The sequence below is a fragment of the Flavobacterium sp. ov086 genome, from assembly GCF_900187965.1.
Classification (GTDB): Bacteria; Bacteroidota; Bacteroidia; order Flavobacteriales; family Flavobacteriaceae; genus Flavobacterium.
In genome coordinates this window covers 218,013-230,209 of sequence record NZ_FZNL01000007.1, presented here as the reverse complement: position 1 = coordinate 230,209, position 12,197 = coordinate 218,013, and the positions used below count along the sequence as shown (strand labels likewise).

Here is a 12,197-nt window from a genome sequence, read left to right as displayed (position 1 = left end):
TCTACACATTCTAACTTAAATGCATAGTCATACTTTACTTTTCTTTCCATAAAAAATGCCCCAAATAGTGTCTAACTTTTTGGGGCATGTTCATTTTTCAATTTACCGAACAATTTAATTCTTTATAATTTTCTTTGTTACAGCTCCTGTATCATTTGAAATGCTAAATAAATATAATTACAGTTCAGCTGCTTCTACAACAAAGTGCTGTCCTCGGGATGAAAATTCCTGTTTCCATAATTTTCTGTCCGTTTTGCCAATATAATAAGTCATGGTATTTGTTGTGGTATTTGTTGTGCTTCCTCCTAGCTCATCATCTACGATAACTGCCCACACATCCAAATTACCTTTTTTAGTCTTATATATATCCGATTTTACGCTTTTAACCCTTGCTGTAAATATTCCAGTTTTTTCAGGGTTATAATCAAAAATAGCAATCTCTTTTGTATAACCTTCTTTAAGCGGTAGCAATCTTAATAAATATGGATAAAAACTGCTGTCAAAACAAAGATTACTTAGCGTTTCATTGATTATATCTTTTTCTTTTCCTTTAGCAATATGGTAACCAGATACTGTTTTAGCATCAAAATTTAAAACAATATCGCGTTGCATGTTATAAGATGAATGATGTAATGGAACAAGAGTTGGCTTTGCAACAATGGTAGAATCCGTCCATTTTGCTTTTGCATTCTTGATTTCAACATCAGTTACGATGGCGAGTTTGTTTTTAGCCGCATCGATCGTAGTGATAATTTTTGCCATTTCGACTTTTGTAGTGTCTTTTACAGAATACCACTTCATGGCATACTTTTCGCTTTTAATCCATTTTGTTTCGATGCTCTTATCTCCCGGCTGGAGTTTTGTTTGCGCAATAAAACTGTATGTAACAAAGACAAGAGTAAGGGTAAATATTTTTTTCATAAACTCATATTTTTACCTTATCTGACGCAATAATATCGCTTTTGTTACAAGAATTCTAATCCAAAATCACTTCAGGATAAGATAATATATTGTCTGAAAAAAATATAAATTTGTTTCGGTAACTGGCTGAATAGGTTCTTAAAATAATACCTTAAATAATCAAACAATTCAACCAGACACAGAGGCTAATTTCTAAACAAGAAAAATAAATGACTATACAAGATCTAATTGGTGATTATTCAATTTCAGGAAGTAATCAAGATGATAGCCACGAAATGACTTACAAGGGCATCTTGACGTTATCACTGGATAAAAATAACCGAATTATTGCTCATTGGATTATTAACAACACACAAGAACAAAAGGGTCATGGGTTCTTTAAAGACAATATTCTGGTAATCAATTTTAGTTACAAAGGAGACGACAATAAAACTTTTAAAGGTGTTGCTGTTTACCGTTGTATAACCAGAGATGTACTAGATGGATTTTGGTCTGAAAAACATGGAAATCCTCTTTATCTGGGAACTGAGCATTGTTTAAGATTAGAAAGTACAGAGCAATTAAATTAGATTTTCAAATTAACTGCTCTTGTCTCTTTAATAGTTCCATAAAGTCGATCATTTATTCATTAGAAACACCGGATTTTGCTTCTAAAAGTAAAAAAAATCATTTGTAGAGTGATATTGTATCGGCTAGATTTTCTCTATTAATAAAGGCTGTAATGTATTCCTGGACTTCATTGGTAGCTTCAACAGGTGTTTCAAAGGAATTGATATGAAATTCATCATCCTGATCCAGAATATGTATGATTTCTGTATAGCCTCTGGAAATTAAACTCCCTTTTAATTTAATTATATTAAACTGCTGCTGACCATCTAATTCCTTACGTACTTTTAGTTTTATAGCTTTATCCATAGTAAAATATTTTAAATTAATAACTCGATAATTACATTCAAATATAAAAATTAAATATTTCAAACCACTGTTAAAAAACAAGGCGCAAAGCATTATTTATCAACAGATTAATAACTGTTAAATAAAGTTTTATTAAACTAAAATTTGCGCGAAAACATTACAAATAAAACAAAAAATCAAAAAAAGATATTAACTGTAAGAGAAATCAAGGAATTAAAATAAGGCATATATTTTTGTCTTGATATCTGTTTTTATACAAAAACAGGTATCAACTTTCTAAGGCTTTTATTGATTATACTTCGTGTCGATTTCTTTTTGAGTTCGTAATCTTTACTGCATTTTTTTAGCTCAACAAATAATCCTTGAAATTTATCGTAGAGTTCATCAAGTTCCTGCATTGCTTTTCTGGTATTAGCATCTTCGCTTTCCTCTATTTTATTCTTGGAAATCACTGACATATGTTCAAATTTGCGAAATGCGTCCAGCAAAATCCGATGCTCTGAAGAATTTATTCCTTGCATAATAAAATATTCTAATATATAAATGTAAAAAAAAATTGAATTTAATGCATAACCAATAGCGGATCTGCATCGATATAAATTTTAGATAATGGTAATGATCTCAATGTTTCGGTTTTCATTTTTCCTGTATTTCCTGACTGCATATTAATTGCGGTACTTAATAAAATCTCAGAACGATTGCCTAAAGCAAAAATTTCCAAATCCTGAAGTTCATCAACATTAAGAGATGGATTTATCCCTCCTGAATAATTTCCCTCGTGTTTTGCATTGAATAATTTATAAATAGAAGGATATAAAATCCAGCCTTTTGTATTTGGAATCCTGTCGTCTTCAATAGGAAAACCAGCTACATCTTTGCCAACCGTTTTTTCGCCTATTGTAATTACATCCATAAAAGGACGAAGATTATTGATAATTATTTCTGAAGCCGATGCCGTACGTTTTCCGCATAAAATATATACTCGTTTAATATCCGGATGTGTATTTTTAAGAACTTCAAAACTCACATTGCGTTCATTGCTTTCCAGAGCTTGCTGAAAAGATTGTTTTACGATTCCTCCATTTTTATTGCCTTCAAATTGTATAAAAAGATCACTCGATTTTATATTTGGCGCCAGAATGATACTTAATGCTGTTGCAGATGATACATCTCCTCCTCCATTATATCTCAAATCCAAAACTAATTCTGTTACATTCTGATTTTTTAATTCTTGAAAAGTCTGCAGAAACAATTGCGCCTGACCAACATCAAAATGCGGAATTTCGACATAACCTGTTTTTGTATTATTATTCGAAATTACCTGAGAAGAAATAGGTTGAGAAAAAGAAAACCCTTGTAATAATGAAACTTTTTCGGGATTAGAAAAACCCGTTTCTTTTGAATAGGCAACTATTTCCAAATCTAAATGTGTTGCTGTTGCTATGCTTTTATAAATCTTATCATAATTATTCAGATTCAATTCTTCGTCATTAATTTTGGTTATTAATTGTCCTCTTAATAATCCGTTGTTTTTGGCTGGAGAATCGTATAAAGCGTATAAAATCACGCCGTAAATTTTGTTCTGATGTTCTGTAAATGAAATATCGAATCCAAAATTCCTTCTTAAACTCTGCGGAACTGTTTCGGGTAAATTCGGATTCACAGCATACGAATACAGATCTGATTTATTTAATAATCTATTGAAATATTCCTTTGGATTTATGGCTAAATCTCCCTTATCAGGCATTGTTTCATTCCATTTATAATACTTTTTCATTTGATTGTAGATCCAATCATTTGTGTATTTATTGGAACCTTCTTCATAGACTTCGGGTTTGTCATCGACTTCACAGGAAATTAAAAATATGCCGAAAAAAAGAAAAAAAAGGATTCTGATAAGAGAAGAATATTTCATTTTAAACTTTTAAAATTATGGGACCTAAACTCTTAAAATAATACTATTAGAATTCAAAAAAGTCCAGTAAATTCAAACTTCCGTCTACGGATGAAAATTGACCACTATCATTTTTCTTTTCGTCCAATACAATCAATCTTGATTTATCTTTAGTCATTAACATTACAACAAAAACCTGTTTTCCTGGTATATAAGATTCTGTTGTGCCGTGTTTTACCAATTCCATTTTTATAATTGGAGGCAATGAAGCTGGAAATTCAACGAAAGTACTGTATTGATTTTGTCCAATATTTTGTGCTACAGCAACAGTTCCTCCGTCTAATTTTCGTATAATTCCGTCCAAATTTCCTTTATATGCAGTGTTTGAATATCTATTGAATGTGGGAAAAATAAATTTGAATCCTGCATTTCCTGCCTTTGTTAATACTCCGGGTTTTGTTGCTAAGACGTTGTCAACCCATAAATCTTTTTTGTGATAAAACGAAATTGTATCAATGCTTTTATTGCTTGTTATGTGGTAGGAATGCAAAATTTCTTTGCTTCTTTTATTTGTAATCACAACATCTTTGGGTGCATTTTCATAGATCACAAAATCATAATCTTTGACAATATTTTTGACGAATGCATTCTTATTTCCAATTTTTATTATTTTGCCATTAACAGCAATCTGAATAGAATCTGCCCGTGCATTATAACCTCTAATAACCAACTTTCCTGCTTTTTGTTCCGGATAATAAGGAACCAATTCGTCATTTGTACAAGACTCTAAAAAGAGAAGTGCTATTAAAAAAAAAAGTGCGTTTACAATCTTGTTTTTCATTTTATATATGTAATTAGTAACTGTTTTTTTTGCTGTTCGATAAAAACAATTACTGATTTATTTTTAGTTTTTGATAAATTTTATTTTTAGTTTGACTTAGGTGCTTTTTTCAAAACATCATTTCCTAAAAGTCCTTCAGCAGTGATCAATATTTTGTCAATTTCATAGCCTACAAAGCTTGTGTTTTCGTTTAAAAATGAAATATAAACATTATGACTGCCTTTAAATTCTGAAATATCTACTGTGTAATCTTTAAACTCTGCATCGAGCATTGTTTCTCGTTTTAAATGTATTGTTGACAAAAGTTTAAAAGTTGCCGGATCTGATGATGTTGAACCATATACTAATAAATCATGCGAGCCATCATAAATAGATGTTTGTGCGTTAATAACTAATTCTATTTTTCCTGAATAATATGACAAATCAATTGGTGCTGTTGTAGCCCAGTTTTCTTCAATATTTCCAAGTGGTGCTCCGGTACTTAGATCAACATTATAAGTCCCTAATATACTTATGGTTCCATTTACAATTGCTCCGGATTCATCAACCTGAATATTTTTTCGGGCACTCCAGTTGCTCTTATTTCCATCTTTATCCAGTAAAACCCAATCAGAAACGTCTCCATCTTCAAAATCCTCTTCCCATATTGTGAATTTACCACTTACAGGTTCTTCAGGAGACTCAGGTTCCGGTTCTACCACCACAGGAGGAGAAGAAGCAATGGGATCATCATTTTGGCAAGAAATTGCAATCAGAGCTATAATTGCCAATAAAAAAAAGTTTTTCATAATAAATTAATTAAGCGTATTTGGTAAATACTTTTTTATAAACTATTCTGCTTTATTGCCAGAGGTTTATGTGTTATCAATCGAGTAAAATACAATCTGAAACGTCTTCATCCTCAAAATCATCTTCCCGTATTTAAATTGGGCAGATGAAGCAGTTGTAATCATTAGTAAAATAAATAGTATCGTTTTTTTATTTTTTGTTTTTAAAAAGCATGGGCAAAAATGCTGCCCATGCTGAATTAAATATTTATTAACCTGACAATTAGAAATTTGTAAACTTAGTCCAAGTGTTAGTCCAGTTAGCTTCTGTTTTGAAAGCTCCTGTAGCACCTGTAAAGTCTAATGTACCATTGTTGAAGAATGGTTGAGTAAGTGCCCAAGCTGTAGCTGGATTTACTGTTGAAGTTGTGTTTCCAAGACCTAAACTTGTTGTGGTAGGCAATACTGGATTAACAAATCCGTGAATAGATAATCCTGACCAAGTAGAGTTACTTGACAATGAAGGAGCTTCCCAGTAGATTCCTTTATTGTATCCTGTAACAGTAACGTTAGTAAGACTGATTTGTCCTAATCTACGAACGTGGATTGCATTTTCGTATAAATTAGCTGTTGTAGCAGAGCTAACTCCAATGATAGACAATTGATTAATTACCGGACGAGTGATTAATGTAGTTGTAGTACCTCCAGCGTTGTTATCTAATTCGATACCATTTGAATCCGGGCTTAATGTAGATCCACTACCTGAAGTACTGTGAGTAGAATTACTATCAGCAATTGCGATAGCTTTTGTAACTGTTCCTGTGTAACCAAGATCAAAATCAAAGTTATCATCATCTGGAGCAAAAGAAACTAAATGGTTTACATTTACTGTTCCTCCAAAAAATTCGAATGAATCATCTCTTCCGTAAGAAACCTGAACGTGATCAACCACTGTAGCAGAACCAGCACCACCAAAAGTTAATCCGTTGATTTCAACTCCTGTTGCAGCATCAAGAATACGTCCTGCAAATTCGATACGTACATAGTTTATAGCTCCACCATTGTGAACTGAATTTGATCCTCCATAGTAGAAATCAGAAACATTAGGCTGATCTCCCAATCCTTCGATAACGTTTGTAGTTAATCCATTGTTTACCGGAGCGTCTCCTAAAACAACAACTCCACCAAAATCTCCAGGAGTTGCTTTTGTAGATGCGTTACCATCTAATAAATTGTAACTTGTAAAGATAACCGGAGATGCAGCAGTTCCTTGTGCGTCGATTTTACCTGTTTTAGTAATTACAAGAACTCCTGTAGCAACACCTGCAGCAAGAGGTTTTGCTTTAATATAAGTACCTGCCTGAATTGTTAATGTAGCACCAGATTTTACTCTTACTACTCCGTTGATTTCCCAAACTTTGTCGCTAGTCCAAGTTGTGTTTACAGTAATATCTCCACTTACAGTTTGTACTGTTGCCGGGTATCCTGAGTAATCAGCACCAGCAGCTTTCATAGAAAAAGAAGAATCAGCAGAAGAATCATCATTTTGGCAAGAAGTAACAGCCAGAGCTATCATTGCACATAGAAAAAATTTTTTCATAATAATTGGAATTATTGCTATATTTGCTGCTATTAAACTAGGCCTTTGGAGAGAGCAGCAAAATATCTTTCCTTAGGTCTTTCTCTTTTTTGGTAAATTCTTTTTCTTCAATAAACGATTCCGCTTTACCGCCGGAGGTTTACGCCTACTTCCATCTTTCATTATAGGATTAATCTAATGAAAGGATCAGTGTCAAATTCTCATTTAAATTTTAGAATAAATAAAAAGCTAGATGTTTATGGATATGATAAACCTAATGCCCTTTTATGGTGATTTGGCTTTGTATGAAGATTCCGAATATCTGCAACCTTTACTATTTTATTTATTTAAAATTTATCAAAGAACTTTTTTATAAAAACTCTCCCTCAAAAAAGAGCCTTTAAATAAAACATATTAAGCATCGTGTTGTAAAATCTCCCCTACACAATCACAGTACTTACTAAGTATTAGATTTCAAAAAAGCAAAATATCATGCCTGATTTTATTGTTAACGGTTTCTTAATATTACATAACAGATAAGCAACCGCATGTTTTAAAAAGTTTATTAAAACATATTTTTTCTTCCTTTTTATTAACTTATAAAAATCAGAAATTATTAAACTTGGTCCATGTATTTGTCCAGTTAGCCTCTGTTTTAAATGCTCCCGTAGTTCCGCTAAGATCTAATGCTCCATCGTTAAAAAAAGGCTGTGTTAGTCCCCATTTTGGAGCAGGATTTACGATTGAAATAACACTGCCAATACCTAAAATCGTTGCTGTTGGCGTTATTGCGTTATCAAATCCGTGAATTGATAATGCAGACCAAGTAGAATTTGATGGCAATGATGGAGATTCCCAATTAATACCTTTATTATATCCTGTTACCGTGACATTAGCAAGACTGATTTGTCCTAATCTGCGTACTTGGATAGCATTTTCGTATAGATCAGCAACGGTAGTTGAGCTAACACCTATAATAGACATTTGAGAAATAACCGGACGAGTGATTAATATAGTTGTAGTACCTCCAGCATTGTTATCTAATTCGATACCATTTGAATCTGGGTTTCCACCAACATAACTGTGACTTGAATTACCGTTAGCAATTGCGATAGCTTTCGTAATTGTTCCAGTATAACCAAGATCAAAATCAAAATTATCATCGTCTGGAGCAAAAGAAACTAAGTGACTTACATTTACTTTACCTCCTAAAAACTCAAATGAATCATCTTTACCATAAGATACCTGGATATGATCGATAAATGTTCCGCTACCCACTCCGGCTAATGTTAAACCGTTTGCCTCAATTGTATATGTAGTTTCATATCCTAAGGTACATCCCGGAAATTCTATACGCACAAAATTCAAAATACCTGCATTGTGAGCATTATTTGTACCACCATAATATAATTCGGCATAATTTGACAGACGATTGAAATCTAATCCTTCTACAAGATTTGTATACTGACTATTGTTTACCTGAGCGTCTCCTAAAAGTACTATACCTCCAAAATCTCCAGGCCTTGCAGCTGTATTTGCATTGCCGTCCAATAAATTATAACTAGTAAAAATAATAGGTGCATTTGCAGTTCCTTGTGCATCAATTTTTCCTGTTTTAGTAATCACAAGAACTCCTGTAGGATAACCTTCAGGAAGAGGCTTTGCTTTAATAAACGTTCCAGCCTGAATAGTTAAGGTGGCACCAGATTTTACACGTACAATTCCATTAATTTCCCAGACCCTGTCATTTGTCCAAGTTGTATTGGTTGTAATATCTCCGCTAACCGTTTGTACTGTAGCTGGATATCCGGAGTAATCAGCGCCAGCTGCTTTCATAGAAAAAGAAGCATCGGCAGTATCATCACTTTGGCAAGAACTCATAAATAGAGTTGCGATCGCAAATAGAAAAAAGTTTTTCATAAAGAATTAATTAATATTAAAATTATCCGTTAGAGCAAAACTTAGAAGTAAGTAAAATGCTTTTCAAAGGTTTTTGTTTTTATAAAATGTTTGATCGTTTAATGATTTAATTTTGCAACTTTAAAACCTATAATTAAGAGATATACTTATTGTCCTGCCACTTTTAGCTTTAAATACAACCTGATCAATATCTTCATCGTACTTCTTTGTTGCCCCAGCACCCAGAATAAATTGTTCTCTTGGATTTGCCCCATAAGTATAATCCGTAATTGTACTATAACTATTAGTGTTATTATAAGTATTTATGCCTGTATCAAACATGTTCTTCATGCTGCATTTTAATTCCAGATTTCTTTCTTTAAAAAATTTGTAACTTACCTGAGCATCCGTTATCGCATATGGCATGCGAATTTCTTCGGCCCTGTATTCAAATCCCACCAATATATATTGATCTCCAATTGCGTTCTGTCTAAGACTAAAACCAAAACGGTCACCTACATAATCTAAACCAAGATTATAAGTATAAGGTGATTGCCCATACAAAGGTCTGTTGGCTTCATAAAGTCCTCCCGTTCCATCTATATTAACATAAGAAGTTACTTTTGTATCATTGAAAGAAGCATTGCCATAAACAAACAAATCTTTCAAAATTTCGCCTCCTCCTAAGAAAGAAAGATTTTTATAAAACTCAAATTCAACTCCCCATAGTTTGGCATTGTTGGAGTTCAAAACGTAGATATCTCTTCCATCTGAAGTATTGCGGAAACCAACTGATTCTATTGGATTATCAATGTCTTTATGATAAATACCAAAAGACAAAATCTCACCGCCGGATGGAAACCATTCTACTTTTAAATCATAATTATTAGCGACACTTGAAACCAATCCATCTGAGTAATTGTAGACTTTAGCCGAACGAATTGGATCATAATAAGGAATACCCAAACGCTCTGCAAATTGTGGACGCAAAACAGATTTATTATACCCCAATCTAACATTCATTTTATTAGTTGGACTAATTATTAAGCTTGCCGATGGCAGAAATTGCCAAACTTTATCATTACCCTGGTCTTTTGCTAAACCATCAGGATATTCAGATTGGCTTTGTATTTCGGTATAAATGTAGCTTTCGGCTCTTACTCCCCAAACCAACCTTACATATCGACCAATTTTATCATCGAGCATTAAAAATGGGGAATGTATTTTTACGTCGCCTTCATACTTATTACCGTATATGCCAAAATCTTGCCATCCAAAACCTCCCCAATAATAATTTGATCCGTCTAAGAATTTAGAAAGTGGTTCATAAATAATAGCCTGCTGAGCTGTCTGACCAACCGTTATTAACTTAGCAGATGCTTGTTGATTTGTTGCTCTTTTGTAAGTCCCAAAATAACCTCCTTTAAGATCATTTGTAAAAGAATCTCCAAAATTAAAAGTGTATTTAAAGTTAATGGCCCAGTTATAATCGGCCTCGTCATTAGTAAAATTGCTTCGGCTAAACGGAAAATTGTTCTTACCATTATTATTCACAGTGTAATATGTCAGTATATCATCGCCTAATTTTTCCTTGCTAATAGTTACAAATGTTGCGTCCTTGGTATCTTTTGCTACATTTCCATAGGCACCATACCAATTAACTTCAAGGTTATCGAACTTGTGATTTCCTTCAATTTTATTCTGAATAAAAGTGGTGTAAACAGGATAATTAGACTCTGTAGTATTTGCAAGTTTGCTGCCGTCTAAAATTCCATCTACAGCATCATCATTTTCCCAGCCTGTAATGTGGGTTAATTGATTGTTATAAATATGCATAACAGTATTACGCACTGTGATTTTATGATTACCCAACTGAATACCCGCATTAAACATACCGCCCAAAGTCGAATTGTAAGTATAATTGGCTCCTGAATTTTTAAAGCCATATTTTGTAAAAGTGGAGTACAATGCTTTATCGCTCTCCGGCGTAAAATCAGTGTTGCTTCTAAAATTTCTTTCTGTATGCTCAATTTCTAGTGTTTCCTGTGTATTCTTAAAAATTGCTGAACCAACAAATCCCCATTTGTTATTGTCTTTTAACTGATAAGTTCTTCCTATACCAAATTGCAATGTTGTTCCGGGAGCGCCATAAGTTTTATAAGTAGAAAAATTATCCTCAGTAAATAGTCTGCTATAATCCAAAAACGGACCTGATTGTGCCTCAGTCGTTGGAGGATCTATTGTGGGACGGTTAGATGGATAATCACGTCGTCCGTCATCAAATCCCCAATAATCATAATCGCCTTCCTGTTTTGTCAATCGCTCTTTGAAGGCACTTTTGCTGTTATAAGAATTACTAATAGAAAAATTGGTAAAGTTTTCTTTAGGGATATCCATCGTCTTAACCTCTACATATCCTCCGGCAAAATTGGCGTACATATCCGGCGTTGCAGATTTGCTCACAACAATACTCTCAACAATAGCAGTTGGAATAATATCGAAAGAGAAATTTTGCTGATACGCATCTGTACTTGGCAATGCGATTCCGTCCATAACCGCCTGATTCCACCTTTCGCCCATAGAACGTACCACAACATATTTATCGCCAATTGTCGTTACACCCGTAATACGCTTCAATGAACTTGCGACATCTCTGTCCGGAGTTCTCGCAATTTGCTCTGCCGAAATACCATCAGAAAACTGAGCCGCTTTTTTCTGTTGCAATAACATACCTCCTACTGAAGCCGTTGCTTTTTTATAATCCTGAATGATAACAACTTCATTAAGTGATTCGGCATCTTCTTTTAAAGAAACTACAAGCGGAGTTTCGCCATTTTCAAGAACTTTAACGCCCGTGATTTTTTGCGTTTGAAACGAAATTGCGCTAATTTCAATCGTATATTCTCCTGGTTCTAATTCCAAAACATAATTACCATCAATATCAGATTGTGCGCCAATACTCAGTTCAGCAACTTTTATATTTACACCAGGCAACGAAAGTCCTTTAACATCTACTATTTTACCTGTAATTTTTCCCTTCTTTTTTTTTTTGTCGCCGTCTTTACTATTTACGGCTATATTATTTTCATTTCTTCTGAAATTTAAGTTAGTCATGTTTTGCAAATCACTCAAAATTTCATCTATCGAAACATTATCTTTTTTTAGTGTAACCAATGGCAAATCCAGATCTAAATCTTTTTGATAAACAAATTGATAAGGTGTGCGGGATTTTAGATTATCAATAATTTTTTGTGGTGAAGAATTTTTAAAATCAACCGATACAGTTCCGGTTTGTGCATAAATTGAATTTGTTCCGAAGAAAACCCCGAAAAATAAAATCCATAAGGCAACGACAAATCGCCTCGAAAATTCATTGTTCAT

General features: G+C 33.3%; 10 protein-coding genes. 1 reads left to right on the top strand and 9 read right to left on the bottom strand.

Going from position 1 to position 12,197, the window contains the following annotated elements; genetic code table 11:
- Positions 1–177: 177 nt before the first annotated feature.
- Positions 178–921: a hypothetical protein gene (locus tag CHB81_RS10375; RefSeq protein ID WP_089351821.1), complete on the bottom strand. Its 744-nt coding sequence runs from the start codon at positions 919–921 to the stop codon at positions 178–180.
- Between the two features lie 209 nt (positions 922–1,130).
- On the opposite strand from CHB81_RS10375, the gene CHB81_RS10370 reads away from it, so the two are divergent.
- Positions 1,131–1,490 carry a hypothetical protein gene (locus CHB81_RS10370; protein WP_089351820.1) on the top strand — a complete coding sequence of 120 codons (360 nt, stop codon included), beginning with the start codon at positions 1,131–1,133 and terminating at the stop codon, positions 1,488–1,490.
- A gap of 97 nt (positions 1,491–1,587) precedes the next feature.
- On the opposite strand, the gene CHB81_RS10365 is transcribed toward CHB81_RS10370, so the two are convergent.
- From CHB81_RS10365 to CHB81_RS10330, 8 genes are all read right to left on the bottom strand, one after another.
- Positions 1,588–1,836, bottom strand: a complete 249-nt coding sequence (locus CHB81_RS10365) for a hypothetical protein (RefSeq protein WP_089351837.1) — start codon at positions 1,834–1,836, stop codon at positions 1,588–1,590.
- 251 nt (positions 1,837–2,087) lie between these two features.
- Positions 2,088–2,294 carry a hypothetical protein gene (locus CHB81_RS10360; RefSeq protein ID WP_132022467.1) on the bottom strand — a complete coding sequence of 69 codons (207 nt, stop codon included), beginning with the start codon at positions 2,292–2,294 and terminating at the stop codon, positions 2,088–2,090.
- Positions 2,295–2,398: 104 nt separating this feature from the next.
- Positions 2,399–3,751: a S41 family peptidase gene (locus tag CHB81_RS10355; protein WP_089351818.1), complete on the bottom strand. Its 1,353-nt coding sequence runs from the start codon at positions 3,749–3,751 to the stop codon at positions 2,399–2,401.
- Between the two features lie 46 nt (positions 3,752–3,797).
- Positions 3,798–4,571 (bottom strand): hypothetical protein, encoded by a 774-nt coding sequence (locus tag CHB81_RS10350; protein ID WP_089351817.1) that lies wholly within the window; start codon positions 4,569–4,571, stop codon positions 3,798–3,800.
- An 86-nt stretch (positions 4,572–4,657) separates the two neighbouring features.
- Positions 4,658–5,359 carry a hypothetical protein gene (locus CHB81_RS10345; RefSeq protein ID WP_089351816.1) on the bottom strand — a complete coding sequence of 234 codons (702 nt, stop codon included), beginning with the start codon at positions 5,357–5,359 and terminating at the stop codon, positions 4,658–4,660.
- A 262-nt stretch (positions 5,360–5,621) separates the two neighbouring features.
- Positions 5,622–6,938, bottom strand: coding sequence for a hypothetical protein (locus tag CHB81_RS10340; RefSeq protein WP_089351815.1), 1,317 nt, complete (start codon positions 6,936–6,938; stop codon positions 5,622–5,624).
- A gap of 585 nt (positions 6,939–7,523) precedes the next feature.
- Complete coding sequence (locus CHB81_RS10335) at positions 7,524–8,837, bottom strand: hypothetical protein (RefSeq protein ID WP_089351814.1); 1,314 nt, start codon at positions 8,835–8,837, stop codon at positions 7,524–7,526.
- Between the two features lie 120 nt (positions 8,838–8,957).
- Positions 8,958–12,197 carry a TonB-dependent receptor gene (locus CHB81_RS10330; RefSeq protein WP_089351813.1) on the bottom strand — a complete coding sequence of 1,080 codons (3,240 nt, stop codon included), beginning with the start codon at positions 12,195–12,197 and terminating at the stop codon, positions 8,958–8,960.